Genomic DNA, 25936 nt, shown 5'->3' with positions numbered 1-25936 from the left:
CCACGCGCCTCCTCACATCGTCGCGGTGACCTTCTTGAGTCCGCGCGGGGCGTCCGGATCCTCGCCCCGGGTCAGGGCCAGCGCCAGGGCGAGCCGCTGCAGCGGCAGGATGTCCAGCAGCGGGGCGTACCGCTCATCGACCTCGGGAACGGCGATCCGCGTGGCACCTTCGACGTCGGCCGAGCCGACGACGACCACGTCCGCGCGGCGCTCACCGAGCCGGGGCAGCACCTCGCCCATCGAGCGCCCGCCGGGCCCGGAACCGACCACGGCGAGCACCGGCACGTCCGGGTCGGTCATCGCGAGCGGGCCGTGCAGCAGGTCGGCGCCGGAGAAGGCGAGCGCCGGCAGGTACGACGTCTCCATCAGCTTGAGCGCGGCCTCCCGCGCGGTCGGATAGGCGTACCCGCGGCCGGTGGTGACGAGCTGGGCGGCGAACCGGTAGCGCGGTGCCAACTGCGCCGGGGTGGGGTCGGCGAGGGTACGGGCGGCCAGCTCCGGCAGCGCCGCGATGGCGGCCCGCTCCTCGGCCGGCAGCACCCCGTCGCCGGCCCGGATCCCCTCCACGAGCAGGAGGAGGGCGAGCAGCTCGGAGGTGTACGTCTTGGTGGCCGCCACCGCGCGCTCGTGACCCGCGGCGATGTCCACGCTGAGCTCCGCGGCGTCGGCGAGCGCCGAGTCGGGCGCGTTGGTGACCGCGACGGTGAGCGCGCCGGCGGCTCGGGCCTCCCGCAGCACCTCGGTGAGGTCCGGCGAGCCGCCGCTCTGGCTCACCCCGACCACCAGCGCGTCGGAGAGGTCCGGTCGGCCGCCGTAGAGCGTGACGACGCTGGGTGAGGCGAGCCCGGCCGGCAGGCCGAGCCGGATCTCGGCGAGGTACGCCCCGTAGAGCGCCGCGTGGTCCGAGGTGCCCCGTGCGGTGAAGACGACGTGCCGTGGCCGACGCTCGGCGATCGCGGCTGCGACCCGGGCGATCGCCCGGGCGTGCTCGGTGGAGAGCAACCGCTCGTAGCCGGCCGGCTGCTCGTCGATGTCGGCCGCCATGCCAGCCCCTGCACGCGTCACGGAAACTCCTCCCACTGCGCGATTGCCGCGCGTTTCTTGCTCAGTCTTGCATCTTTGATCTGACATGAGCAATTGAACGAGCAGTAGTGCGCAGATGATCACCATGTCGCTCCAACATCACCTAGGCTGTCCCGGCTCGATTCCGCCACCGGACGACGAGAGGACGACGTGCCCGAGGACGACGCCGCGCTCTCCGCCGCGGAGGAACTCGCCCTGGCCCGGCTGGCGTTGGAGGAGGGCGACCTGCAGCACGCGGCCGGGCACGTGGCCGGCGCGCTCGCGCAGGCGCCGACCCTGCCCGAGGTGCACGAGACATTGGCCCGGCTCGCCGCGGTGAGCGGCGGCGGGGTGGAACTGTTCCCCCTCGACCAGCACACCTACGTCGGCGCCGCGGTCGCCCGCGCCCACCTGCTCGCCGCCACCGGGCACCCGGGCGACGGGCTGGATCTGCTCGCCGCGGCGACCGGCTACGCACCGCAGACCGACTGGGCCGGGGTGCCCTGGGTGACCGCGCCCGAACTGACCGAGCGGATCACGCCGGAGCACGTGGCCCGGATTCTCATGCAGGTCTGCGCGGCGGTTCCCGACCCGGTGCCGCGCGCCGGGCGGCCGGCGCTGGCCGCGTACCTCACGCTGGCCCGCAACGCGGTCACCACCCATCCCGAGCACGCGCTGCTGCTCGGCGCGGCGTCCGCGCTGGCCCGGCGCCTCGGCGAACCGGCGCTGGCGATCGACTGGGCGGGGCGAGGCGTACGTGCCGAACCGACGAAACTCGGTGAGGTCTGGCTCGGGTACGCGTACCGCAGCGCCGGCCGTACCCGGGAGGCGCTCGCGGCGCTCGGCCGGGCGGTCGAGCACGATCCCGACGACCTCGCCGTCTACGCCGACATCGCCGGCACCCTGGCCGACACGGGCCGGCTGGACGAGGCCCTGGACTGGATCGATCGGGCCCTGGATCGGGACCCGACCTTCGACTGCGCGGTGCACACGGCGCATCGACTGCGCTACCTGCGGGACGGCGACGTCGCGCACCTGGTCGCGCTCGCCGACTTCGCCCGGGATCACCCAGACGACACGCACGAGCACGGCGACCTCGCCGAGTGCTGCCGCGGCCGACCCTGGCTCGGGCAGTTGACCCCTGCCGGCGGGCCGGTGGCCGACGCGCTGCGCCAAGCGGTCGCGGCGGAGCACCCCGGTATCGGCGCCACCGTACGGTCACCGACGCCTCCCCCGCCAAGCGCGCTGCGGGCGGGCACGGCGACGGGAATGCGGGTCGAGGTGACCGGAGGCGGCTCGCCGGACGCGCGCGAGCCCCGGCGGGCCGGCACCCGGCGGCTCTGGCGCTACGACGGCACGATCCCGGTGCCCACGGTGCCGGCCCCCTCGGCGGGGGCCGCCGACCGGCTGCGCCAGCTCGCGCACCCGGCCTGGCCGCACCCGCCGGCCGCGTACGACGCGGCGGTGGGCCTGGCCACCCTGGAGCTGGCGGACCTGGTCAGGCTGCTGGTCCACCCGCCGGAACCGCCGGCCACCGCGGTCGGTCGGGTGCTGGCCGGTCAGGATCCGACGATGTGGGTGCGCTGCGTGCAGGTCTGGGCCTGCCTGGGGTTGCTGCACCATCGCACCGACGAGCCGTGGATCGAATCCACCCGTCGCCAGGTGCTGCTCGACCTGGTCTGGGGCGTAGAGGACTGGATCACCGAGGCGGCCCTGTTCGCGATGGTCACCGCCGCCTGGGTCGACCCGGCCGTACGCCCCGACGTGGCCCGGGTGGTCGCCGAGCGGCTCGCCGACGCGGCGGCCGTGGCTCGGACCCGCCCGGTGCCCATCGCCACGTCACTGGCCCACCTGGCGCTGACCACCCCGGCGCTGGACGCGGAGACTCGCGGGCTCGCCACCGTCCTGCTCCGTGCCGCCGCTGCGGTCCCACGCCCCCGCAACCCGCTCACCCGCCTCTGGCGCCGCCTCACGGCCACCCTCCGCCGCCCCTGACCCCACCCCACCAGAGGGTTGATCATGAAGTTGTTGCCGCGCGCCTCGGCGTGTCACGACAACAACTTCATGATCACCGGGTCAGGTCAGTGGTCGAGGCGAGCTGCTCGACCGAATCGGCCAGCCGGACCGCGCGGACGGGGAGCCGGGGGCGTGGCGGCCGGGCGCGTCAGGCCCGGGCCAGCTCGAGGCGAAGAGCCAGCAGTCGGACCCCGGGTAGTGGCGACCAGTCCTTCTCCGGGGTACGGACGAAGCCGAGCCGCTCGTAGAGACGCTGCGCCTTCTCGGCCATCCCGTCACGGACGCAGATCACCACGGCCGAGCAGCCGAGTTCAGCGGCACGGTCGATGCACGCCCGGGCCAACGCGACTCCGGCGCCGAGCCCCTGCGCCGCAGGATCGACGGCCAGCATGCGGAACTCCGCCTCGCCGGGATCGGCGAGTTCGGCGTACCGGGTGCCGGGCAGCACGAAGGTGACCGAGCCGAGCACCCGGCCGGCCGCGTCCTCGACGACCAGCACCGTGCCGTTCTCCGCTCGGGCCGGTACGTCCGCCAGCACCACGCCGTAGCCGTTCTCGCCCTTGAGCTGCCCGTCCGCCTCGTACGCGGCAACCGTCAGCCGGGCGATCGCGGGGAAGTCGGCGGGCGTGGCGGGCCGGACTTTCAGCCCGGTCAAGCGATCACGGCGATGAGGTCGCCGTCCTGCACCACGTCGCCCTCGTTGACGGCGAGCTGCTGCAGGATCCCGTCGGACTCGGCGACGACCGGGATCTCCATCTTCATCGACTCGAGGATCACCAGGGTGTCCCCCTCCGACACCGAGTCGCCCTGCGACGCGACGACCTTCCAGACGTTCGCCACCATCTCGGCGCGGATCTCCTCGGCCATCTCCAGGCCCCTCCCTCTCGTGGTTGCCTGACGACGTATCCAATCATGCGGCCGCGCGGGCGTGATCGCCGAGCGCTCGGGTAGGCAGCCCTACGCGGACGGTCACCACGCACTCGCCGGGTGGCCGACGCCCCGGCGCGGCGTGGGCGACGCGGGCCGCACTAGCATCAGCGGGTCGGACCCGGTGCCGGGCGGCCGGTGACTGCACCGGCGCCGAGGTCGTCAAGCCGGATCCGACCATCACAAGGAGGTCACCATGGCGAAGAAGGCCCGTAAGAAGAAGGCTCGTAAGAAGAGCGGCGCCAACCACGGCAAGCGCCCCAACTCCTGACCTCGCGGCGGGTGACCCCGCCGACGACCAGTCAGCTGACCCGGCCCCGGCCGGGACGCCGGTGGCCCGGGTCGAACATCGACCCGGGCCACCGTGCGTATTGGTTCTCAGTCGGCCAGTTCGCGCGACTCGGTGCTCTCGAAGACGACCAACTCGGTGAGCTTGAGGCGGAGCCGCTCACGCAGCTGCTCCGGCGCGGTCTCGTTGCCGCAGCAACGCGCCACCAGCGCCTTGACCTCCTGCTCGATGCCGTACTCCTGCAGGCAGTGCCCGCATTCGTCGAGATGGTGCCGGATCAGCGTGCGCCGCTCATCGGCGCACTCGAGGTCCAGGTAGAGGTAGACCTCCGCGAGGACCTCACGGCAATCCGTTTCGTGCGGCTCTCCACAGCTCACGTCACACCTCCCGACCGGCAGGAGCGGTCGAGCCCTTGGTCGCGGCGCTGAAGCCGCGCTCCTTGGCGTACTGCTCCAGCAGCTTGCGCAGATTACGCCGACCGCGGTGCAGACGCGACATCACCGTGCCGATCGGCGTACCCATGATGTCGGCGACCTCCTTGTAGGAGAAGCCCTCGACATCCGTCAGGTAGACCGCCAGGCGGAACTCCTCCGGCAACTGCTGGAGGGCCTCCTTGACGTCGCTGTCCGGCAGCCGGTCCAGCGCCTCGGTCTCCGCCGAACGCAGCCCACTGGACGTGTGCGACTCGGCCTCGGCAAGCTGCCAGTCGGTGATCTCATCGGTCGGCGCCTGCACCGGCTGGCGCTGCCGCCGCCGGTAGGAGTTGATGTAGGTGTTCGTCAGGATCCGATAGAGCCAAGCCTTGAGGTTGGTGCCCTGCTCGAACTGGTGGAAGGCGGCGTACGCCTTCAGGTAGGTCTCCTGGACCAGGTCCTCGGCATCCGCCGGGTTACGCGTCATCCGCAACCCAGCAGCGTAGAGCTGATCGACGAATGGCATCGCGTCCCGCTCGAAGCGGGCCCTGCGCTCGTCCGTCTTCTCGGTGGTCAACCGCACATCCCCTCGCGTCGGATGCTTTCCCGCCGAGGATACGCGTACGGACCTGCCCGCAGATTCACTTCCGGCCGGTGTGCTCGTGCTCACCACTGACGTTGAGCCCGATGTGACGGGCCACTCGGGTCCGGCGAGCAGCTGGCGTAGCTGCCGCACGTCCCGATCGTCCCGCTCCCGGCGCCGTGTCTCGATCGGCACCCCGGTCCCCCCTCCGCGAAGAAAAGTCGTCCCGGGGTTAGTAACGCGGGTGTGCGGTGGGGCATTCCGGGAGCCTCAGCTGATCGCCTCGGGTCCGGCGGAGTCCGGCCGTCCCGTCGGGTCGGCACCGCGATCCGGCGAGGTCGGGTCGGTCATCGTTCGCCACCCGCCCCCTTTCCTGGTCCCGGCGTCGGCGCGACCGGCGCTGGGACCAGGAAGGGCCTGGGAGGATGGTTCCGCCGTCCGAACCGGGCGTCGGCACCATCCGATGCAACGACCCTCCTCGGCCGCCGGAAACGGCTCCTTCCGGACACGGCGCCCTCTCCGCAGCTCTGCCCCTGGGTGGTCGGACAGCCGGTCCGACCTCGCTGATCCGCGGCGCCGTCAGGTGGCCGACGTGCCGTCGCGGCCGCCGGCCGTCCCGGCCGGCCGCACCGGTCAGCCCTTCGCCCAGCCCTGCCCGCGCAGCCAGTCCCGCACCACGGCGGCCACGCCCGACGGGTCCTTCCGCAGGTCGTGCACTTCTCCGGGACGGGTCACCACGGTTACGCCCGGGCTCGCCTCGGGCACGCCGAAGGGGTCCCGGTCGCCGTTGACCACCAGGGTCGGCAGACCGGTCAGCAGCTCTGCCGCTCGGGACCGCTCCGGCCGACCCGGCGGGTGCAGTGGAAAGGCCAGGGCCACGATCCCGGCCGCGCCGACCGTGCCGGCCGTCCGGCAGGCCACCCGGGCGCCACTGGACCGCCCGCCCACGAGCACGGGCACGCCCTGGTGCCGCTCCCGCAGTACGGCGAGCACCGCGGTCCACGCCTCGTCGAGGTGCCCGGCGGGCGCGGGCGCGCGTCGACCGGCCACCCGGTACGGCTGGGTCACCCGGGCCACCGTCACGCCGGCGGCCACCGCCTCGTCCCGTACCGCGAGCAGGTCCGGGGCGTCGACGTCGCCACCGGCGCCGTGGCCGAGTACGAGCAGGGACGCGACGGGGCCGGCGGGCAGGTCGGTGTCGACCCGCGCCGGCCCGCGGGGCGTGCTGATCTCGTCGTGCTGTGTCACCGGCCCATTCTCGTCCCTGACGACCGGTGTGACGCCCGGATCGGACCCGACGGAGCCGACGATCGGTTCGATTCACCTGGCCCCGGGGGGTGTGTGGGCGATCAACCCGACGGCGGGGTATCCGGTCCGAGCACGGCGAGAGCCCCGTCCCGGTGGCTCAGCTGAGCGGGACGAGAGTGAGCAGGCGGTCGCGGACCGGCGGCCCGGCCTCCTCGGCGGCATCCGGATCCGGTTGGACCTCGCCACGCCAGGCGACCAGCATGGCTCGGCGTTCCCGGGGCGTCGTCCCGCCCCACACGCCGTGGCAGTCGCCCACCTCGAGCGCCCAGGCGAGGCACGAACCCTGCACCTCGCAGCTGCGGCAGAGCGCGACCGCCGCGTCGGCGGGCTCGTTCGGCGCGGGAAAGAACGTCTCCGGATCGACAGTCTGGCAGGTGCCTCTGGTCCGCCACGCCTCGTCCTCACGTCGCTCGCGCAGCGCGCGGAGCAGACGCGGATCTCGTCGTGCGGCAGCAACCTCGTGCGGGCGGGGCATACGCGCCCGGGTCATCCACCCACCTCCCCCGTGGGACCGGCAAGATCGATGAATGTCGTCCGCCCCCTGCGGATCGACACTCACCACCGGCGCTGTGTTCTACCGCACTTGTGGAGGGGGTCACAAGGGGCTATCGGGAAGATGGCTGAACGGCCGGGAGACGTTTCCCCCCGAATACCGGCAAATCGGTGCACGACAATGCGCAAGCCGCTATCAGAACAGGGTCGGCTCCGCCACGTCGACGCCGCGGGCGAGCGGTACCCGCGCGGTCAGCTGCGGGCCGTCGTTGCGTACGTCACCCACCGCGGCGCCGACCGGACGGATCTCCAGCCCGGCGAGCCACTCGGGTGTCGGTGGGGCGAGCAGCTCGGTCGGATCCTCCGCGGAAGCCAGCCACGACGCCCAGCGCTCCCGCGGCAGCAACAGCGGCATCCGGTCGTGCACCTCGGCCAGCTCGCCGAGCGCGGCGGTGGTGAGCACACTGAACGTGAGCCGCTCCCCGGCACCGGAACCCCAGGTCGACCAGATGCCGGCGAAGGCCAGCACCGAGCCGTCCGCGGGGGTCATGTAGTAGGCCTGCCGGCCCTCGGGGGAGCGCACCCACTCGTACCACCCGTCGGCCGGCACCAGGCAGCGGCGCCGGGCGAAGGCGCCGGCGTACGCCCGGCTGGTCGCCACCGTCTCGGCGCGGGCGTTGATCATCCGTGCGGCCCCGGCGGCGTTGCGGGCCCAGTGCGGCAGGAAGCCCCAGCGGCCCACGCAGAGGGCACGATGCCCCTCCGGGCTCAACCGCACCAGCGGGACCGGGTCGGTGGGCGCCACGTTGTAATCCGGGCCCACCTCTCCGGCGGTGTCGTCGGACGACTCGAAGATGGCGCTCAGCTCGCCCGAGCTCCGAGTCGTCGCGTACCTGCCGCACATGTCGCACACGCTAACCCGCCGGACACCACTTCGGCTGTCCCGACTGCCGGGCGGCCGGCGTCACCGGCCGGCGGACACGGCAGAATGTAACCGTGGGGAATCCGACCGCGACCCGGCCGCTGCAGCCGTGGACCGCACCGACCGCCTCCGACCCGGTCGCGGCCACGCTGCGCCTGCCCGGATCCAAGTCGATGACCGCCCGCGCGCTGGTGCTCAGCGCGCTGGCCGGCGGTCCGTCGACGCTGGCCGGGCCGTTGCGCGCGCGGGACACCGAACTGATGGCCGCCGGCCTGCGCGGCATGGGCGCACACGTGTCGATCAGTGACGACGAGCGCTGGCTCGTCCGACCGCACCGGCTCGTCGGCCCCGCGCACGTCGACGTCGGCCTGGCCGGCACGGTGATGCGCTTCGCGCCGCCGGTCGCCGGACTGGCCGACGGACGGATCACCTTCGACGGCGACCCGCACGCCCGGACCCGCCCGCTCGGCCCGCTGATCGGGGCGCTGCGCTCGCTCGGCGTCCGGATCGACGTCGAAGGCCCCGAGAGCCTTCCGCTCACCGTGCTCGGCGCCGGCCGGGTCGTCGGCGGCGAGGTCGTCATCGACGCCTCCGCCTCCAGCCAGCTGGTCTCCGGCCTGCTGCTGGCCGCACCCCGCTTCGACCGCGGGGTGGTGGTCCGGCACGTCGGCCCGCCGGTGCCCTCCGCGCCGCACCTACGGATGACCGTGCAGATGCTGCGCGCCGCGGGCGCCGCGGTCGACGACACCGTCGCCGACGTCTGGGCGGTCGAGCCGGGGCCGCTCGCCGGCCGTGGCTGGCAGATCGAGCCCGATCTGTCCGGTGCCGTGCCGTTCTTCGCCGCCGCTCTGGTCACCGGCGGTGAGGTCACCCTCCAGGGGTGGCCGCACAGCAGCGCCCAACCGGTCGAGCGGCTGCGGGAGCTGCTGCAGCGGATGGGCGGCGAGGTGACCCTCTCCACCGACGGACTGACGGTACGCGGCACCGGCTCGGTGCACGGCCTGGAGGCGGATCTCTCCGACGTCAGCGAGCTGACCCCGGCGCTGACCGCGCTGGCCATGCTGGCCGACTCGCCGTCCCGGTTCACCGGGGTGGCGCACATCCGCGGCCACGAGACCGACCGGATCGCCGCGCTGGCACGGGAGTTCACCGCGCTGGGCGCCGACCTCACCGAGTCCCACGACGGGCTGCGGATCCGGCCCCGCCCGCTGCGCGGCGGTACGTTCCGCACCTACGCCGACCACCGGATGGCGCACGCCGCCGCGGTGGCCGGGCTCGCCGTGCCCGGCATCGAAGTCGACGACGTCGCCTGTACCTCGAAGACCATGCCCGAATTCCCGGCACTATGGTCAGCGATGGTAACGGGCAAGAGCTGACGCGACGGAGGGGCGGTCCTGGCGACCAAACGGCGAGAGTACGACGAGGACGACGTACGGGTCCGACCCGGCAGGTCCTCGCGCCCGCGTACCCGCACCCGGCCCCGGCACGCCGACGCCGTGGAGGGCTTCGTCGTCGCCGTGGACCGGGGGCGCTACACCTGCGTGCTCGACGACGCCGAAGTGGAGGCGGTCACCGTCACCGCGATGCGCGCCCGCGAGCTGGGCCGCAAGTCGGTGGTGGTCGGCGACCGGGTGGCCCTGGTCGGCGACACCTCCGGCGTACCCGGCGCCCTGGCCCGGATCGTCCGGATCGCCGAGCGGTCGTCCGTGCTGCGGCGTACCGCCGACGACGACGAGACCACCGCCGAGGGACGGCTGGAACGGGTGGTGGTGGCCAACGCCGACCAGTTGGTGATCGTCAGCGCGCTGGCCGACCCGCCGCCGCGCACCGGGTTCATCGACCGCTGCCTGGTGGCCGCCTACGACGCGGACATCGAACCACTGCTCTGCCTCACCAAGGCAGACCTGGCCGGGCCGGAGGCCGTGCTCGACTACTACGCCGAGCTGGAGTTGCCGTACGTGCTGATCCGGCCCGATTCGGAGCTGGACGCACTGCGGGCGCTGCTCGCCGGGCGGATCTCGGTGCTCGTGGGGCACTCCGGGGTGGGCAAGTCGACGCTGGTCAACCGGCTGGTCCCGGAGGCGGCCCGGGCGGTCGGCACGGTCAGCGCGATCGGCCGCGGCCGGCACACCTCGTCCAGCGCCGTCGCGCTGCGTCTGCCGCAGAGCGAGGATGGTGACGGTGACGGCTGGATCATCGACACGCCGGGCGTACGCAGCTTCGGGCTGGCGCACGTCTCCGCCGACAGCCTGCTGCACGGCTTCCCCGACCTGGTCGAGGGGACGGTCGACTGCCCGGCCAACTGCCCGCACACGGCCGACGCGCCGGAGTGCGGGCTGGACGCGTGGGTGGCCGCCGGCAAGGCCGATCCGCGGCGGCTCGCGTCGTACCGCCGGCTGCTCGCCTCCCGGGCCGGCGACGGCGACGCGCGCGGTGAACCGGAGCCCCGCGGCGAGCCGCCCGCCCTCGGATGATCCGCGCCTGGTCGGCTAGGTTGCCCGCATGACCGGGTACGCCGACGATCTCGCCCTCGCCCACCGGCTCGCCGACGCCGCGGACGCCATCTCGAGCGCCCGGTTCCGGGCGCTCGACCTGCGAGTCGAGTCGAAGCCGGACCTGACGCCGGTCTCCGACGCGGACACCGCCGTCGAACGGGCGATCCGCGCTCTGCTGGCCGAGCACCGCCCGGCCGACGGACTGCTCGGCGAGGAGTACGGCGACACGCCCCCCGCCGGGCCGGATGGGCGGCGCTGGGTGATCGACCCGATCGACGGCACCAAGAACTTCGTCCGGGGCGTGCCGGTATGGGGCACCCTGATCGCCCTGCTCGAGCAGGACCGGCCGGTGCTGGGGCTGGTCTCCGCCCCGGCGCTGGGACGCCGCTGGTGGGCCGCGGCCGGCGCGGGCGCCTGGGCCGGACCGGACCGGGACAGCGGCGAGCCGATCCGCGTCTCCGCGGTGCGGAAATTGGCCGACGCCAGTTTCTGCTACTCCTCCTTGACGGGGTGGGAGGCCGCCGGCCGGCTGGACGCGATGCTCGACCTCATGCGTGACTGCTGGCGCAGCCGCGCGTACGGCGACTTCTACGGCTACGTGCTGCTGGCCGAGGGGGCGCTGGACGTGATGGTGGAACCGGAGCTGTCGCTCTGGGACGTCGCGGCGCTGGTGCCGATCGTGCTCGAGGCGGGCGGAGCCATCACCGACCTGGCGGGCGCGCCGGCCCCCGGGGGTGGTCCCGGCACCGAGCACAGCGTGGTGGCGAGCAACGGCGCCCTGCACCCCGACATCCTCGCCCGGCTCGGTCGACCAGCCGAGCGCTGACCCTCGTCAGCCTCTATCCTCGCCAGGTGGTCTCCTCCGGCTGGTGCTTCCTCGCCGCCATGATCGTCGCGTACGGCGTGGCCAACCTGCTCCAGTCGGTAGCCGCGGTGCGTACGACGGTGCACCACACCTTCGATCCCGGGCTGCTGTTGCGACTGGCCGGGCACCGCACCTACCTGGTCGGCGTGGCCTGCCAGCTCGGCGGCTTCCTGCTGGCCTTCCTGGCCCGCCGCGACCTGCCGCTCTTCCTGGTGCAGTCGAGCGTGGCCGCCGGGCTCGGCGTGACCGCCATCCTCGGCGTGTCGGTGCTGAAGTGGCGACTACCGGTCGCCGAGGTGGTGCTGCTGGCGCTGCTCTTCGCCGGGATCAGCGCGCTGGTGCTGGCCGCCCGCCCGGCGCCGTCGCGGCAGCTCGGTCCCGGTGCCCTGCTCGGCCTGCTGCTGGTGCTCGGGCTCATCGCCGTCCTCGGCTTCTTCGCGGTCCGGCTGCACGGGTCGCCCGGCTCGGTGGCCCTCGGGTCGCTGGCCGGGCTGGCGTTCTCCGCCGCCGCGGTGGCCGCCCGGCCGCTCGCCTCCACGCCGTCGGCCGAGGCGTTCGTCCGCAACCCGCTGCTCTACCTCCTGGTCGCGCACTCGATCGTCGGGCAGCTGCTGCTCGGCCTGGCGATGCAGCGCGGCTCCACGACCGCGGCGGTGGCGGCAATGGACGCGGCCGGCGCGGTACCCGCGGCGATCGTCGGGTTGTTGCTGCTCAACGACAAGATCTGGCCGGGCCGGGAGTGGCTGGCCGGCGTCGGTTTCCTGATCACCCTCGGCGCGGTGATCGGCCTGACCCGGTACGCCGAGCCGCAGCACCACCCCGCGTCGGCCCGGGCCGACGAGCCTGCCATGGCCGGCGTCGCACGCCCCCGCTGAAGCCACCGGCCGGGAAGCCGAGCCCGACCGGCCGCAGCCGCCGCGCGGGTGTCTGACGGGTTCTCAGGCCTCGACCGGCTTGCGCCGGCTCATCACCCGCTCGTAGAGGCGCTCGAGTGCGCCGGCGGTCCGCTCCCAGGTGTAGCTGCACCGCACCCGGTCCACGGCCGCGTGACCGTACGCGAATCGGCCCGCGTTGTCGGTGAGCAGCCGCCGGAGCGTCACCCCGAGGGTGCGTACGTCGCCCGGCGGCACGAGCCGCCCGGTCACCTCGTCGACCACCGCGTCGGCGATCCCGCCCATCGCGTAGCCGACCACGGGCACACCGCAGGCCATCGCCTCCAGCGAGACCCGCCCCGCCGAGGAGTAGTGCGGGGTGCAGGCCACCACGTCCGCCGACCGGTACCAGGTGGCCATCTGGTCGTGCGGTACCGCCCCCACCAGGCGTACCTGCTCGCCCACTCCGTTGCGCTCGGCCAGTTCGCGCAGCCGGCGCGCCTCGGCGTGGTTGTCCAGCTCTTCGAGCGGCGGCCCGCCGGCGATCACCAGCTCGGCGTCGCCGACCAGCCGCATGGCCTGGATCAGGTCGTCCTGACCGTGTCCGGGGGCGAGCCCGCCGACGGAGAGGATCCGAGCCCGCTGGTCGCGGGGAGCCGCCTCGCCGTCGGGATGGAACTGTTCGACGTCCACCCCGGTCGGCACCATCGCGACCGCAGTGCGTTGCAGTCCCATCCGGGTCAGCTCGTCGACCTCGTCGTTGCACTGGGCGACCGCCACGTCCACCGCCCGGGTCAGCGCCCGCTCCAGGGGGATCCGTTCGCCCGGGCCGTCGTACGCCCGGCCGAGGTGGCGCAGCTGCTCGATGCCGAGCGAGTGGAAGGTCTGCACGACCGGGATGTCCGTCTCGCGCACCGCGTGCGCCGCGGCCAGCCCACCGACCCAGTAGTGACCGTGCACCACCTCCGGGGATCGTTCGCCGGTCCAACGGTCGGTCAGCCAGCCGCCGAACTCCGCCACGTAGGGGATCAGTTCGGCCGTGGGCAGCGGTTCGGCCGGCCCGACGGGGACCCGCTCCACCTGGTAGCCGTCGAGGTCGAGGGTCGCCGGCAGCGCCGGGTCGTCCCGGCGTTCGTAGACCCGGACGTCATGGCCTCGTTTGGCGAGTTCGGCGGCGACCCGTGCGATGTGTTGATGGGTGCCGACGGTCGGGCCGTCGGTCGTCCTGGACGGGCCGGCGTGCGCGCAGACGAGGCCGACGCGCATGGGTCACCTCCATGCGATGTATCCAACGGTGGTCCTCCCGGTCAGAGGGTCCCATTAACCACGGCCCCAGAAGCCGAAACCTGGCAGATCAGGAAGAGCCCGACGAGTCACCCGGACACTTGCGCCACGAGGCCACCAAACGTCCCGGTCATCGTCCTGTTGATCAATCTCGGTGGTGATCCGACGGCCTTCGTCGGCATGACCCACCCCGGGCGGGGGTACGGGCGTGAAATGCCACTCACGCGCAGCCTCGACGCCGCCACCGTCGTGATAACTGGCGCCTCCAGCGGCATCGGCACCGCCACCGCGTACGCGCTGGCTCGCCAGCGGGCCGCGGTGGTGCTGGCGGCGCGGAGTGAGGGCGCCCTGGTCCGGGTCGCCGAGCGGTGCCGGGAACTCGGTGGCCGTGCGCTGGTCGTACCGACCGACGTCACCGACGCGGCCTCGGTCGAGCGGCTGGCCGACCGGGCGGCGGCGGAGTTCGGTCGGATCGACGCGTGGATCAACAACGCGGCGGTGAGTGCCGTCGGTCTCTTCGACGAGATCCCGGTGGCCGAGTTCCGCCGGGTACTGGAGGTCAACCTGCTCGGTGCGGTGCACGGCATCCGCGCCGCGCTGCCCCACCTCGGTGCCGCCGGGGGCGGGGTGGTGGTCAACAACGCCTCGGTGCTGGCCGAGGTGGCGATGCCCTACCAGTCGGCGTACAACGCCACCAAGCACGGCCTGCGCGGCCTGGCCGACACGGTCCGCCAGGAGCTGCGGGTCACCGGGCGGGCCGCCATCTCGATCTGCACGGTCCTGCCGGCCAGCATCGACACCCCGTTCTTCCGGCACGTCGCCAACCACAGCGGGCGGGAGGTGACGCCGCCGCCGCCGGTCTACCCACCGGAGACGGTGGCGACGACGATCGTGCGCCTGCTGCGCCGGCCGCGCCGCGAGGTGTACGCCGGCAGCGCGGCACGGCTGATCGGCCTCCAGTGGCGGCTGGCGCCGGCGCTCGCCGAGCGCACGCTCGGCTGGTACGCGCACAAGACGCAGTTCGGGCCGGGTGCCCGACCGGAGACCGTGGGGAACGTGTTCCGGGCCGACGCGGACGGCCGGCGTGACGGCGGCTGGCACGGCCGGCGCCGGCAGCTGATCCGGATGACCGCCGCCTTCGGTCTCGCGGCGGCCGGTACGGCCGTCGGCACGATGGCCGCCCGGACCCGGCGCTCGCGGACGGACCGCTCATGACGCGGATCGAGCGGCCGACGGCCGGGCACGAGACGACGATCGACTCGGCCGGAGCGTCCTGGCGCCTGACGGCCGACGAGTCCTCGGCGGTGGTCCGGCTCACCGGGGTGCTCGAACCGGCCGGCGTTCCCGCCGTACGCGACGCGCTGCTCATCCGGCTCTGCGAGCGTCCTGGCCCGGTGGTGGCCGACCTGACCGAGCTGCGGGTCGCCGATCCGGCCAGCCGTTCCGTCTTCGCCGAGGTGCAACGCCAGGTCGCCGACTGGCCCGCGGCGGGTCTGCTGGTCTGCGACCCCGGGGCCGACCGGCTGGATCCGGCTCTGGCCGGGGTACCGGTCCTGCCCGACCTGGATGCGGCCATGGACGCGCTCGCCCGGTCACCGATGGCTGCGGTGCTCAGTGCCGACCTCGCCCCGGCGGTCGGCTCGGCGCGGCAGGCCCGTGAGCTGGTGACCGACGGTTGCGTACGGTGGGGCGTGCCGGCGCTCGCCGAGCCCGGCGGCATCGCGGTCACCGAACTGGTCAACAACGTGGTCGCGCACGCCGGTACGCCGATGACGGTGCGGGTCGCCCCGGACGGCGAGGCGCTGCACCTGGCCGTGCGTGACCACTCGACGCATCCGCCCGCCTTCGCCGGGCCGGCCTCGCCGACCTCGATCGGCGGCCGGGGTCTACTGCTGGTGGACGCCCTCGCCGACCGTTGGGGGAGCACTCCCCTCCCCGGCGGCAAGCTGGTCTGGTGCGTCCTCGCACCCTCGGCCTGAGCCTGCGGCCCGGCAGTTCCCGGTGGGGGCTATAGCCGGTTACGCGGCCTTTGAGGGGCAGCCCAACTGCATGATCGACGGATCGAGTGGGTAGAGATCCGTCATGCGCGACGACGAGTACCCGACCCCCGTGTCCGACCCGGAGGCCAACGGCCTGCCGGGGACCGCCGACGACGACTCGACCGCGAACGACGACGTGCTGACCGGTCGCGAGGCGGACGGCCCGGACCCGGCCCAGTTGCCCGCCGACCGGACCCCGGTCGCCGTGGACGACTACGGGACCACCGCCGACGAGCAGCTCGACGGCGAGTCGCTCGACTACAAGCTCCAGCGTGAGCAGTACGAACGACCCGTCGACGACCCGCTGGCCGGTCCGGTGGACCCGGACATCGCGGCCGAGGCGGACAGCGAGGAGGCCGCGGCACAGGCCCAGCTCGACGCCGACGTGATGGATCCGGGCCCGAGTTCGGACCCGAAGTCGCCGGTCTCGCTCTACGACCACGGCCAGCTCGGCACCGTCGCCGACGCCCAGGTGGGCCGGATCGTCGAACCGGACGAGGGGTCGCACACCGACCAGGAGACCGACAACGTGGCGTACGACGCGGGCTCGGCCGGCGGCGGGGCCACCGCCGAGGAACTGGCCGTGCACGAGACGCGACCACCGCACTCGGTCTGACCGTCCGGGTCGACACGGCACGGTCACGCAGGCCCACGACGCTCACCGGCGAGGCCACCCGGAGAAACGCGACGGCGGGCCACAGCGGCAGCACGAACCTTCCCGGCGACGACAGCCACGGCGGCTTGCGCGGCCACGGCCGTCGCACCGCGCACGGGGTGCTGATGCACGTCAGCAAACCCTGACGTACGGTGGAAATGCCGCGAAAAACTCCGAGATCCGCTGCCGGGACGGGCCATGACGAACGTCGACCCTCGCGTACCGCGTACCGTTGGGCCCATCGAACCTGCCCTCCTCATCGCCGAAGCCTTCGACCGGGGCCGGGTGACCGAGTTGCGTCACTCGGTCACGTCCTGTGCCCACGAGGCGGGCCTGCGCGACCAGCGGCTCGACGACTTCATTCTCGCGGTCAACGAGCTGATCACGAATGCGGTGCGGCACGGCGGCGGCCACGGCTCGCTCCGACTCTGGCGACGGGACGGAAGGCTGATCTGCGAGGTCGCCGATCAGGGGCTCGGCATCAGCACCCAGCGGCTGGACGACCGGAGCCGGCCCGCACCGGACACCGCCGGCGGCTGGGGCCTCTGGCTCGCCCGCAAACTCAGCGACAGCATGGAGGTGGTCAGCGGCGACACCGGCACGGTCGTCCGGATCACCACCGCCGTCCCCGCGCACACCCCGGCCAGCCGGCCCGACTGACCGTACGAGGCAGCTCAACCGAAGAGCGCACTGACCGACTCGCCGTTGTGGATCCGCCGCATCGCCTCGGCCAGCGCCGGCGCCACCGACAGCACCTTCAGCTTCGGCCCCCGCTTCCCGGCCGGGATCGGCACGGTGTTCGTGCAGACGATCTCCAACACCCCCGGCTGCTCGCTGAGCCGGGCCAGCGCATCGCCCGAGAAGAGCCCGTGCGTGCAGGCCAGCCTGATCGACCCGACCTCCAGCTCGCGCAGGTGGTCCATCAGCTCGATCATCGTGCTGCCCTTGGCGATCTCGTCGTCCAGCACGATCACGTCCCGGCCCGCCACGTCACCGATCACCGCGCTGATGGTGACCTTGTCGTCGCTGAACCGCTGCTTCGCGCCCGCCGCGACCGGCGTGCCGAGCATCCGGGCGAAGGCCGCCGCCTGCTTGGCGTTGCCCAGGTCGGGTGAGACCACCACGGTGTTGGTCAGGTCGTAGCGCTTGAAGTGACCGGCCAGCTCACGCAACGCGTGCAGGTGGTCGACGGGGACGCTGAAGAAGCCGTGCACCTGCGGCGAGTGCAGCGTCATCGCCAGTACCCGGTGCGCCCCGGCGGAGGTGAGCAGGTCGGCGACGAGCCGACCACCTATCGAGATGCGCGGGGCGTCCTTCTTGTCCGACCGGGCGTACGCGTAGTGCGGCAGCACCACGGTGATCCGGCCGGCCGAGGCACCCCGGGCGGCGTCGATCATCAGCAGCAGCTCGACCAGGTGCTCCTGCACCGGAGGCACCAGCGGCTGGATCAGGAAGACGTCCCGCTCCCGGCAGTTGGCCTGTAGCTGCACCTCGAGGCAGTCGTTGGCGAACCGGGACACCCGCGCCGGACGCAGTGGCACGCCCAGCTGGGCACAGATCTCGGCGGCGAGTTCCGGATGGGCGGATCCGCTGAAGACGGCGATGTCACGCACGTCTGCACATCGTACGGCCGTGCCCGGCACGCGTGGTGCGACGGGCCGTGACGGGTCGTCGCACCCGAGACGCCGGAGTCGATGGTGGTCGGCGCGAACGCGCCGCTGCGGGTACGGTGCTGCCGTGACCGGAGAGTACGTCGCCGCCATCGATCAGGGCACCACCTCCTCGAGGTGCATCGTCTTCGACCGGGCCGGGGAGATCGTCTCCGTGGCACAGCGCGAGCACCGGCAGATCCTGCCGCGCCCCGGCTGGGTCGAACACGACGCCGAGGAGATCTGGGCGAACGTCGAACACGTCGTCCGCGAGGCGTTGCGGCAAGCCGGCACGGACCCGACCGCCCTCGCCGCCGTCGGCATCACCAACCAGCGGGAGACCACAGTCGTCTGGGACCGGGTCACCGGCCGCCCGGTGGCGAACGCGATCGTCTGGCAGGACACCAGGACCGCACCGCTGCTGCGCGAGCTCGACCAGGCGTACGGCGAGCAGCGGTTCCGCGAGCGCACCGGGCTGCCGCTGGCGACCTACTTCGCCGGACCGAAGCTGCGCTGGCTGCTGGAGAACGTCGACGGGCTGCGCGCCCGCGCCGAGGCCGGCGAGGTGCTCTTCGGCACCATGGACAGTTGGCTGATCTGGAAACTGACCGGCCGCCACGTCACCGACGTGACCAACGCGAGCCGCACGATGCTGATGGACCTCTCCACTCTCGACTGGGATGCCGAGCTGCTCACCGCGATGGGCGTACCGGCGGCGATGCTGCCGGAGATCCGCAGTTCCGCCGAGGTCTACGGGACGGCCGGCGGGGTGCTCGCCGGGGTGCCGGTGGCCAGTGCCCTCGGCGACCAGCAGGCCGCGCTGTTCGGACAGACCTGCTTCCAGCCGGGCGAGGCCAAGTGCACGTACGGCACCGGCAGCTTCCTGCTGATGAACACCGGGGCGAGCGCGGTCGCCTCGGCGCACGGTCTGCTCACCACTGTCGCCTACCGGATCGACGGACAGCCGGCCGCGTACGCCCTGGAGGGGGCGATCGCGGTGACCGGGTCACTGGTCCAGTGGCTGCGGGACAACCTGGGCCTGATCTCCAGCGCGTCGGAGGTGGAGGAGTTGGCCGGCACGGTCGAGGACAACGGCGGCTGCTACGTGGTGCCGGCCTTCTCCGGGCTCTTCGCCCCGCACTGGCGCAGCGACGCGCGCGGGGTGATCGCCGGGCTGACCGGCTACATCACCAAGGGGCACCTGGCCCGGGCGGTGCTGGAGGCCACCGCCTGGCAGACCCGCGAGGTGGTCGACGCGATGAACGCCGACTCGGACGTGGCCCTGCGACGGCTGCGCGTGGACGGCGGCATGACCGCCAACACCCTGCTCATGCAGTTCCTCGCCGACGTGCTCGACGTTCCGGTGGTCCGTTCCCGGATCACCGAGACCACCTGCCTCGGCGCCGCGTACGCGGCCGGCCTCGCGGTCGGGTTCTGGCCCGATCTGGCCGCGTTGCGCGCCCACTGGCGCTCTGACGCCGAGTGGGTGCCGCGGATGGATGGGGCGCACCGCGACCGCGAGCTGCGCAACTGGCGTAAGGCCGTGCAGCGCACTCTCGACTGGGTCGACTGACCGGTAGCCTCCTGCCGAGCTTCCCGCACTGTCGGGCCCGAGCCGTGGACGACCGGCTGGCCTTCGTCAATGGTCAACCGTCGGTCGAGTGCCGGCTGCGCGTCAACGGCCAGGTCGTCGAGACGGAGACCAGCGCCTCCCCGCAGTGCGACTTCAACCTCTCCGCGACCCCGCCGGCCCCGAGCACCAGTGCCGGCTGACGTCTCCCGGGAGCGTCAGCCCGGACGCCGCAACACCGTGTCATAAGGCGGCGGCGGTACGGGCCGCGAGCGCGGTCACGACGGACTCCAGGGCATGTTGTTCAGGTAGAAGTCGCGAATCGCCTCGAGCCGTCGCCGGCGGAAGCGGCCCGGGTCACGCTGGTAGACCGTACGACCCCGGGTCGACCAGAACGCCGACTCGGGCACCACGTCGCCCTCGGCCGGGACGAACTTGCGGACCTCCTCCATGGCCGCCACCGCGGTCCAGCGCAGATCCGCCGCCTCGGCGTCGTCGCCCTGCCGTTCGGCCACCTCCGACGCCTCCCCGCACCAGTCGGCGACCAGCAGCCACTCGCCCGGGTCGAGCAGCGCCGAGGGCTGCGGCCCACCGAAGCGGGTGGTGGGATGTGGGCCGGGAGAGGCGGGGGCGCGCTGCCCCTCCGGCAGCGCGAAGACGAACTCGCGCCGGTCACCGCAGTCCGCGCAGTGGCCGCTGTACCGATACGCGGGCCGGGTTCCCTGCGTGGCGGGCGTCTCCTCCCAAGCGGCCTCCATCGACCCGCACCGCGGGCACGGATGCAGCTCCAGGTAGAGGTCCGCCTCGTCCCGACTGCGTACCGCGGGCAGCAGCGTCATCATGCCTCCCGGTGGTGCCCGGCGTCCGGCCGAGTTCCATGATCTCCCGTGCCCGGCGCGTGTATTCGCGCCCGGCCCACGGCGAGGGTGGTCGACGGTGTCGGCCGGGAAGACATCACTCCCAGCTGTTGCCGGTGAGCTTCTCGTAGACCTCGACGTAGCGGGCCCGGGTGGCCTCGACCACCTCGGTCGGCACTTCCGGCGCGGGCGCCTGCTTGTTCCAGCCGCCGCTGGTGGCCCAGTCCCGCACGTACTGCTTGTCGTAGGAGAACTGCACCCGGCCCGGCTGGTACGACTCGGCCGGCCAGAACCGGGAGGAGTCCGAGGTGAGCAGCTCGTCGCCGAGGAGCAGGCTGCCGTCCGGCGCCCAGCCCAACTCGAGCTTGGTGTCGGCGATCAGGATCCCCCGGTCGGCGGCGATCTCGGCGCCGCGCCGGTAGACGTCGATGGTGATCTGGCGCAGCCGCTCGGCGGTCGCCTCGCCGACCTTGGCCACCACATCGGCGTACGTGATCGGCTCGTCGTGCTCGCCGAGCGGCGCCTTGCTCGACGGCGTGAAGATCGGCTCGGGCAGGATCGACGCCTCGCCCAGGCCCCGGGGCAGCGGGACACCGGAGACCGCGCCGGTGCGCTCGTACTCCCTCAGCCCGCCGCCGGTGAGGTATCCGCGGGCGACGCACTCGACCAGCACCATCTCCAGCCGTCGGCAGCGGATCGCCCGGCCGGCGAACTCGGCCGGTACGTCGGTGGCCGAGATGACGTGGTTCGGCACCAGGTCCGACAGCTGCTCGAACCACCAGAGCGAGAGCGCGGTGAGCAGCTTGCCCTTGTCCGGGATGGGCGTCGGCAGCGCGACGTCGTAGATCGAGATCCGGTCGGAGGCGACCAGGATCAGGTCGTCGCCGTCGGCGTAGACGTCCCGAACCTTGCCTGAGTGCAGAAGTTCCACGCGGCCTAGTACATCACGCGGCCCGTGTACGGCGGTAAGGGTGGCCGCGCGCACCGATCCGTACGTCCGTGGCGTGGGCGTGCTGTGCCCGGACGGACGTTGACAGCTTCGGGCGGTCCCTGCGTGAATGGGCCGACTGTCCGCAACGCCTCGTCCCGGGAGTCCCGTGTGCCCGTTTCCGGACCGCCGCCACCCGTAGCCGACCCCGGTCGGCGTCGCGTGCTCGCCGCGCTACTGGGTGCGCCGCTGCTCGCGGCCGGCGGCCTCACCGGCTGCAGCTCCGGGTCGACCGCCGCGCCGACCCGGGAGGGGCCGGTCGAGTTGTCGGTCTTCTGGTGGGGCGGGCCCGAGCGGGCGAAGCTGACCGAGCAGGCGCTGCGCCGCTACAGCGAGCGCAATCCCCGGGTGAGTTTCCGGGTCACCTGGCAGGGCCTGGACGGCTACTACGGGCGGCTGGCCACCCAGGCCGGCGGCGGCAACGTGCCCGACCTGATCCAGCTCGACGACAGCGTGCTGACCGAGTACGCCGAACGGGAGATCATCCTCGACCTCACCGACCACGTCGCGGACAACCGGCTCGATCTGCGCGACCTCCCCGAAGGACTGGCCCGGTACGGCCAGGTGGAAGGCCGGACCATGGCGGTGGCCGCCGGGCAGACGGCCGCGGCTGTGATCTTCAATCGGGACCTGCTGCGCGACCTGCGGATCCCCGAGCCGCGCGCGGGTATGACCTGGGAGGAGTACGTCGACTGGGCCGAGCAGGTCACGGATGCGAGCGGCGGCCGGGTGGCCGGCACCATGGACCCGTCCGGCGACCACCGGGCGCTGTGGCTGTGGCTACGGGGACGGGGCGGGGAGTTCTACCGCGGCCGGCAGCTCGCCTTCGGCGTGGACGAGCTGATCGGCTGGTTCGAGCTGTGGCGCCGGGCACGCGCCGCGCGAGCCACCCCGAGCGCCGCACTGGTGGAGCAGGCCGACAGCGGTGAGCCGGCCCAACAGCTCGTCGTGTCGGGGCTGACCGCCGCGTCCTTCGCCTGGTCGCACCAGCTGCCCGAGCTGCAACGCCTCACCCGGGCCGAGCTGGGACTGACCACCTTCCCCGGTTCCCTCACCAGCCAGTGGCCACGGGCCTCGATGTACTGGGCGGTCTTTCGCGGCAGCCGGGACCCGGAGACGGCGACAGACGTGATCAACTTTCTGACCACCGATGTCGCGGCCGGTGCCATCCTCGGGCACGAGCGCGGCCTCACACCGAGCCAGGCCGTCCGGCGGGCCATCGAGGGCAGCATCACCGATCCGGGGCAGCGGCGAGCCGCGGCCCTCGGTGACCTCCTGGGCTCCAGCCCCGGCTCCGCCCCGCCCCCACCCCCGAGGGGACACGCCCGGGTCCGTTCCCTTCTGGTCGCGGCCGCCGAGAGCGTCCGTGTCGGTGACAGCGGCGTCCGCGCGGCCGCGAGCCGCTTCCTGGCGCAGGCCAACGCCGCGCTGACCAGCTGACCCGGCGCGCCGTGCCGTCAGCGTCGTCGCGACGTCACCGTCAGCGCGGCGGGCCGCCGCGACGGTTGCGGGTCAGGCGCAGCAGCAGAAGGACGATCACCACGACGACCACGAGACAGCAGAGCAGGCCCAGGAAGCCGAAGCCGCCCCGGGAGCGCCGCCGTGCGGCCTCCACCACCAGCTCGCCCGTCCCGGTCGACGCCCACGCCGCCACCGGCACGAACACCGAGAGCACCACCGCACCGAGGACCGCGCCGAGGCGGCCCCACCACTTGCCGAAAGAAGACATGCTGACATCCTCGCCGAGGACCGCAACCACGGCAGATTCGGCATCCGACGAGCCCCCGGTCGTGGCGCGGCTTCGACAGGGCCCGTCCCGCACCGTCAACGGCAGGAGAGCCCGTCGAAGTCCTCCTCGTCGGCGCGAGTCATCTCGAACGTCACCGGCGGCGAGTCGGACCCGGTGGCCGCGCCTTCGCCGTTCAGCACGATCAGAGAGGTGCTGATCCGCACCAGATCGCCGTCCCACTCTCCGTGGAGTTCGTTCAGGCGCGGACCGGGGCCGTCGGCTCCGGAACGGGTGTGCAGAGCGAATCGGGTCCCGCGATAGTTGCGGGCGTCTCCCCACAGTTCGTAGGTCTCGATCTGCCCCGCGTCGCAGACCTTGGCGGCACCTTCCATGCCCGGACAGTTGCCGCAGCGGTCGGTGGCGCTCGGGGGGTCGTCGGCCAGGTGCAGCACGATCCTCCGGTCGTCGCTCGGACCGTACGGCACCGTCCCCTGCCAGTAGCCGGTCAGGGCCGGCCGGCCCGGCAGGGAGAGAGCCCACGGATTCGCGGCCCAGTGCAGGCCGTACACGACGCCGACACCGACGACGATCAGCGCGATGAACAGGGCGAAGAAGCGCGGCTTGCTGACCTTGCGACGCCCCTGCGGTCGGACTGCCATCCGGATCTCCCTGAGGTTGCTCACACCGTACGCGCGCCGTCCTCATCGCGCCGCCCCGCACGCGGCCCGGATACGAAACAACCCGGTGCCCCTGCCGGGACACCGGGTTGTTCGTTCTCGTAGCGGGGACAGGATTTGAACCTGCGACCTCTGGGTTATGAGCCCAGCGAGCTACCGAGCTGCTCCACCCCGCGTCGGTAAACAGAACTCTACCCCATGCTCCTTGGGCCTGTTCGACGGGCCCACGATTCGCTCGAAGGGCCGCAGCAACGGCCCGCCACCTGCGGAAACACGCCTGAGGCACACCGAGGGCCGGGTCGACCCACCTGTCGCGCCCACCCGTCGGGTCGGCCTGGCCGTCACGTCAGCCCGACCACCGCCCTCGCCGACGGAGCTTCGACGCCCACATCTCAGGGCGGCCAGGTCGACCGCATCCGCCATCGCCTGCACACCCTTGTCGTTGGTACAGCGCCGCGCGCCCAACGCAATCGAGCCCGCCCCCGAGAACGGGGACGGGCTCGATCTGATGTTTCTCTCGTAGCGGGGACAGGATTTGAACCTGCGACCTCTGGGTTATGAGCCCAGCGAGCTACCGAGCTGCTCCACCCCGCGTCGGCTCGATAACCGTAGCGCACGGCACCCGTCTGTCGCAAAACGACGCGGTCCAGTCAGGCGGGCCGGTGCCGAAGCACCGGCCCGAGCGGCTGATCAGTCCAGCCAGTTCGAGATGGCCCGCTCCGCACGTCGGCTGTAGTCGTCCACCTGCCGCTGGTCGCTGGACGTACCCTCCCAGCCCATCTCCCAGAGCACCGTCACCACGTCGCCGATCCGAATCACCCGGATCAGCCGCAGGACCTCGCCCTGCGCCGGTTCGCCCGCCTCCCAGGCCGGTTCGCGTACCTCGACGAGCACCGCCTCGTCGCCGAAGTCGCCGCCGGGGAGCAGTCGGTGCCGGTTGGACCGTCCCGGTACGACCTCCTGCTCGGGGCACTCCCGCACCGCCCGGCGCAGGTCGGCCATCCAGTCGTCGGCCCGCTCGGGTCGGTGAATGGAGATGGAGTTCCGGTAGGCGCCGTACGGCACCGTCGTCTCCGCCGGGTTCGGGGTCAGGTGATAGGTGAGTACGCGACTGCGGGTCTGCACCACCTGACCATCGAGGTCCGCACCGCAGAAGTCCGGCAGAACCTCGTCGCCTGGCCGGAAAGCGGGTGGTGCCGCCATCGTCGACGCGGGCTGCGTGAAGAACGCTCGGTCCGGGATCGAGGTCGGCGTACGCGGCTCCCCCGTACCGCTGCTCGTCGTCGCGGACGGCCGGCCGGTCGGCGTCGGCCCCGGCGACGAGGTGGCCGGTGACGAGGTGGCCGGTGACGAGGTGACCACCGACGGCGACGGGCTGGGCGCGATCACCGTCGGGACCGGTGGGCCGCCCGGCGGCCCGACGGTGCCCTGATCGGCTGCCAGAACCAGCCGGGTGCCGGTGGCCGCACCGGCGACCAGCAGGGCCACCAGGAGCAGCCCCCCTGTCGCCCGCGCCCGGGCCCGCCGATCGGTTCGGCGGCGCAGCTCGCCCGGGCCGTCCAGCGGGCGGCCATCGGCGTCCGCGGCGAGCGATCGGTAGAAATCGGACACGTCACGCGACATCATTGGCCTCCAGTTCCTCCGTGGCAACGCCGGGCAACAGCGCGGCCAGGCGTACCCGCCCCCGGGACAGCCAGGACTTCACGGTGCCGACCGGCACCTGCATCTCCCGAGCGATCTCCTCCACCGACAGGTCGACGAGGTAGTGCAGAGCGAGTGCCTGCCGCTGCACGGCCGGCAGCTGACGCAACGCGTCGAGCAGCAGCACGCCGTCCTCGCCAGGTGGCTGCACCACCTCCGGTGGGCCGCTGCGGATGAGCGCGGCGCGCCAGCCGTGGAGCCGGCGCCAGCGGTCCGTGGCCAGCCGCGCGACGACCAGCCGCAGCCACGCCTCCGGTGCCGGGTGGACCGACATCTGCCCCCACTGCCGCCAGGCCCGGGCGTACGCCTCCTGCACCAGGTCCTGCGCCTCGGTGTAGTCACCCGCGACCGCGTAGCCGTACCGGAGCATCCGCCGCGACGTGCTTCGATAGAAGTCGTCGAAACTGCCCGCGTCCCTCATCTCGCCACCACGCTCCCCCCACATTCATCGCCCCCCGTATGCAGACAGGACGATCGGGGAGTAGGGACGGTTGCAGTCAGTGATGGGTCGGAGAGACGACAGAGCCCCCGGGCACCGGGACC

Annotated in this window: 29 protein-coding genes and 2 tRNA genes; 13 read left to right on the top strand and 18 right to left on the bottom strand. The window is 72.9% G+C overall.

Translation table 11 applies throughout. The features are described from left to right. Nucleotides 1-12: 12 nt before the first annotated feature. Entirely contained in the window at nt 13-1044 is a 1032-nt protein-coding gene (locus AB0F98_RS07395) for an SIS domain-containing protein (RefSeq protein WP_357730903.1), read from the bottom strand. 189 nt (nt 1045-1233) lie between these two features. Between AB0F98_RS07395 and AB0F98_RS07390 the strand changes: the two genes are divergently transcribed. Next, on the top strand, nt 1234-3057 hold the full coding sequence (locus AB0F98_RS07390; protein WP_357730112.1) for a tetratricopeptide repeat protein: 1824 nt from the start codon (nt 1234-1236) through the stop codon (nt 3055-3057). Between the two features lie 169 nt (nt 3058-3226). Here the strand turns inward: AB0F98_RS07390 and AB0F98_RS07385 are convergent, their stop codons facing one another. The 7 genes from AB0F98_RS07385 to AB0F98_RS07355 all read right to left on the bottom strand — a co-directional run bounded on the left by AB0F98_RS07385 (nt 3227) and on the right by AB0F98_RS07355 (nt 7994). Next, nucleotides 3227-3733 (bottom strand): GNAT family N-acetyltransferase, encoded by a 507-nt coding sequence (locus AB0F98_RS07385; protein ID WP_357730110.1) that lies wholly within the window; start codon nt 3731-3733, stop codon nt 3227-3229. After that, the gene (locus tag AB0F98_RS07380; protein WP_357730901.1) at nt 3730-3951 is read right to left on the bottom strand and encodes a biotin/lipoyl-binding carrier protein; all 222 of its coding nucleotides are present in this window, start codon (nt 3949-3951) and stop codon (nt 3730-3732) included. The genes AB0F98_RS07385 and AB0F98_RS07380 overlap by 4 nt, the downstream gene beginning before the upstream one ends. Before the next feature lie 432 nt (nt 3952-4383). Then, nucleotides 4384-4671 carry a mycothiol system anti-sigma-R factor gene (rsrA, locus tag AB0F98_RS07375; RefSeq protein ID WP_357730107.1) on the bottom strand — a complete coding sequence of 96 codons (288 nt, stop codon included), beginning with the start codon at nt 4669-4671 and terminating at the stop codon, nt 4384-4386. Nucleotide 4672: 1 nt separating this feature from the next. Then, on the bottom strand, nt 4673-5485 hold the full coding sequence (locus AB0F98_RS07370) for a sigma-70 family RNA polymerase sigma factor (protein WP_357730103.1): 813 nt from the start codon (nt 5483-5485) through the stop codon (nt 4673-4675). Between the two features lie 438 nt (nt 5486-5923). Then, nucleotides 5924-6538 (bottom strand): alpha/beta family hydrolase, encoded by a 615-nt coding sequence (locus AB0F98_RS07365; protein ID WP_357730100.1) that lies wholly within the window; start codon nt 6536-6538, stop codon nt 5924-5926. Nucleotides 6539-6695: 157 nt separating this feature from the next. Next, nucleotides 6696-7088, bottom strand: coding sequence for a WhiB family transcriptional regulator (locus AB0F98_RS07360; RefSeq protein ID WP_357730097.1), 393 nt, complete (start codon nt 7086-7088; stop codon nt 6696-6698). A gap of 198 nt (nt 7089-7286) precedes the next feature. After that, nucleotides 7287-7994, bottom strand: a complete 708-nt coding sequence (locus AB0F98_RS07355; protein ID WP_357730094.1) for an SOS response-associated peptidase — start codon at nt 7992-7994, stop codon at nt 7287-7289. Nucleotides 7995-8086: 92 nt separating this feature from the next. Here AB0F98_RS07355 and aroA point away from each other — a divergent pair, with 92 nt between their 5' ends. The 4 genes from aroA (at nt 8087) to AB0F98_RS07335 (ending at nt 12247) form a co-directional block, all read left to right on the top strand. After that, the gene (gene aroA / locus AB0F98_RS07350) at nt 8087-9388 is read left to right on the top strand and encodes a 3-phosphoshikimate 1-carboxyvinyltransferase (RefSeq protein ID WP_357730091.1); all 1302 of its coding nucleotides are present in this window, start codon (nt 8087-8089) and stop codon (nt 9386-9388) included. A gap of 120 nt (nt 9389-9508) precedes the next feature. Then, a complete protein-coding gene (gene rsgA, locus AB0F98_RS07345) occupies nt 9509-10486 on the top strand; it encodes a ribosome small subunit-dependent GTPase A (RefSeq protein WP_357730088.1) in 978 nt (325 codons plus the stop codon). A 28-nt stretch (nt 10487-10514) separates the two neighbouring features. Further along, nucleotides 10515-11333 carry a histidinol-phosphatase gene (hisN, locus tag AB0F98_RS07340; protein ID WP_357730084.1) on the top strand — a complete coding sequence of 273 codons (819 nt, stop codon included), beginning with the start codon at nt 10515-10517 and terminating at the stop codon, nt 11331-11333. Between the two features lie 26 nt (nt 11334-11359). Then, nucleotides 11360-12247 (top strand): hypothetical protein, encoded by an 888-nt coding sequence (locus AB0F98_RS07335; protein WP_357730081.1) that lies wholly within the window; start codon nt 11360-11362, stop codon nt 12245-12247. 63 nt (nt 12248-12310) lie between these two features. Here AB0F98_RS07335 and AB0F98_RS07330 read toward each other — a convergent pair whose 3' ends face one another. Continuing rightward, on the bottom strand, nt 12311-13510 hold the full coding sequence (locus AB0F98_RS07330; RefSeq protein WP_357730078.1) for a glycosyltransferase: 1200 nt from the start codon (nt 13508-13510) through the stop codon (nt 12311-12313). A gap of 231 nt (nt 13511-13741) precedes the next feature. On the opposite strand from AB0F98_RS07330, the gene AB0F98_RS07325 reads away from it, so the two are divergent. The 4 genes from AB0F98_RS07325 to AB0F98_RS07310 all read left to right on the top strand — a co-directional run bounded on the left by AB0F98_RS07325 (nt 13742) and on the right by AB0F98_RS07310 (nt 16882). Continuing rightward, nucleotides 13742-14743: an SDR family oxidoreductase gene (locus AB0F98_RS07325; protein ID WP_357730074.1), complete on the top strand. Its 1002-nt coding sequence runs from the start codon at nt 13742-13744 to the stop codon at nt 14741-14743. Further along, nucleotides 14740-15507: an ATP-binding protein gene (locus tag AB0F98_RS07320; protein ID WP_357730071.1), complete on the top strand. Its 768-nt coding sequence runs from the start codon at nt 14740-14742 to the stop codon at nt 15505-15507. The genes AB0F98_RS07325 and AB0F98_RS07320 overlap by 4 nt, the downstream gene beginning before the upstream one ends. A 103-nt stretch (nt 15508-15610) precedes the next feature. Next, nucleotides 15611-16183 (top strand): DUF5709 domain-containing protein, encoded by a 573-nt coding sequence (locus AB0F98_RS07315; protein WP_357730068.1) that lies wholly within the window; start codon nt 15611-15613, stop codon nt 16181-16183. Nucleotides 16184-16420: 237 nt separating this feature from the next. Then, complete coding sequence (locus AB0F98_RS07310; protein ID WP_357730065.1) at nt 16421-16882, top strand: ATP-binding protein; 462 nt, start codon at nt 16421-16423, stop codon at nt 16880-16882. A 14-nt stretch (nt 16883-16896) separates the two neighbouring features. Here the strand turns inward: AB0F98_RS07310 and AB0F98_RS07305 are convergent, their stop codons facing one another. Continuing rightward, nucleotides 16897-17835 carry a ribose-phosphate pyrophosphokinase gene (locus AB0F98_RS07305; protein WP_357730062.1) on the bottom strand — a complete coding sequence of 313 codons (939 nt, stop codon included), beginning with the start codon at nt 17833-17835 and terminating at the stop codon, nt 16897-16899. 124 nt (nt 17836-17959) lie between these two features. Between AB0F98_RS07305 and glpK the strand changes: the two genes are divergently transcribed. Together glpK and AB0F98_RS07295 are read left to right on the top strand one after the other, a co-directional pair. Continuing rightward, nucleotides 17960-19444 (top strand): glycerol kinase GlpK, encoded by a 1485-nt coding sequence (gene glpK / locus AB0F98_RS07300; protein WP_357730059.1) that lies wholly within the window; start codon nt 17960-17962, stop codon nt 19442-19444. 44 nt (nt 19445-19488) lie between these two features. Further along, nucleotides 19489-19644 carry a hypothetical protein gene (locus AB0F98_RS07295; RefSeq protein ID WP_357730056.1) on the top strand — a complete coding sequence of 52 codons (156 nt, stop codon included), beginning with the start codon at nt 19489-19491 and terminating at the stop codon, nt 19642-19644. A gap of 75 nt (nt 19645-19719) precedes the next feature. On the opposite strand, the gene AB0F98_RS07290 is transcribed toward AB0F98_RS07295, so the two are convergent. Continuing rightward, nucleotides 19720-20280, bottom strand: coding sequence for a hypothetical protein (locus tag AB0F98_RS07290; protein ID WP_357730052.1), 561 nt, complete (start codon nt 20278-20280; stop codon nt 19720-19722). Nucleotides 20281-20395: 115 nt separating this feature from the next. Further along, nucleotides 20396-21229, bottom strand: coding sequence for a phosphoribosylaminoimidazolesuccinocarboxamide synthase (locus AB0F98_RS07285; RefSeq protein ID WP_357730049.1), 834 nt, complete (start codon nt 21227-21229; stop codon nt 20396-20398). 168 nt (nt 21230-21397) lie between these two features. Here AB0F98_RS07285 and AB0F98_RS07280 point away from each other — a divergent pair, with 168 nt between their 5' ends. Next, nucleotides 21398-22726, top strand: coding sequence for an extracellular solute-binding protein (locus tag AB0F98_RS07280; RefSeq protein WP_357730046.1), 1329 nt, complete (start codon nt 21398-21400; stop codon nt 22724-22726). A gap of 40 nt (nt 22727-22766) precedes the next feature. Here AB0F98_RS07280 and AB0F98_RS07275 read toward each other — a convergent pair whose 3' ends face one another. The 5 genes from AB0F98_RS07275 to AB0F98_RS07255 form a co-directional block, all read right to left on the bottom strand. Then, entirely contained in the window at nt 22767-23015 is a 249-nt protein-coding gene (locus tag AB0F98_RS07275; RefSeq protein ID WP_076472205.1) for a hypothetical protein, read from the bottom strand. Between the two features lie 95 nt (nt 23016-23110). Further along, the gene (locus AB0F98_RS07270) at nt 23111-23674 is read right to left on the bottom strand and encodes a hypothetical protein (protein WP_357730041.1); all 564 of its coding nucleotides are present in this window, start codon (nt 23672-23674) and stop codon (nt 23111-23113) included. Nucleotides 23675-23794: 120 nt separating this feature from the next. Continuing rightward, nucleotides 23795-23868, bottom strand: a tRNA-Met gene (locus tag AB0F98_RS07265). A 344-nt stretch (nt 23869-24212) separates the two neighbouring features. Next, nucleotides 24213-24286 (bottom strand) — tRNA-Met (locus tag AB0F98_RS07260). Between the two features lie 96 nt (nt 24287-24382). Then, nucleotides 24383-24817 (bottom strand): hypothetical protein, encoded by a 435-nt coding sequence (locus AB0F98_RS07255; RefSeq protein WP_357730038.1) that lies wholly within the window; start codon nt 24815-24817, stop codon nt 24383-24385. A gap of 94 nt (nt 24818-24911) precedes the next feature. On the opposite strand from AB0F98_RS07255, the gene AB0F98_RS07250 reads away from it, so the two are divergent. Beyond that, nucleotides 24912-25124, top strand: coding sequence for a hypothetical protein (locus AB0F98_RS07250; protein ID WP_357730035.1), 213 nt, complete (start codon nt 24912-24914; stop codon nt 25122-25124). 180 nt (nt 25125-25304) lie between these two features. Here AB0F98_RS07250 and AB0F98_RS07245 read toward each other — a convergent pair whose 3' ends face one another. Then, nucleotides 25305-25814 carry a SigE family RNA polymerase sigma factor gene (locus AB0F98_RS07245; protein ID WP_357730032.1) on the bottom strand — a complete coding sequence of 170 codons (510 nt, stop codon included), beginning with the start codon at nt 25812-25814 and terminating at the stop codon, nt 25305-25307. Nucleotides 25815-25936 lie beyond the last annotated feature (122 nt).

This window comes from Micromonospora sp. NPDC023737, from assembly GCF_040639715.1.
GTDB lineage: Bacteria > Actinomycetota > Actinomycetes > Mycobacteriales > Micromonosporaceae > Micromonospora.
This window is presented reverse-complemented; position numbering and strand designations above follow the sequence as displayed.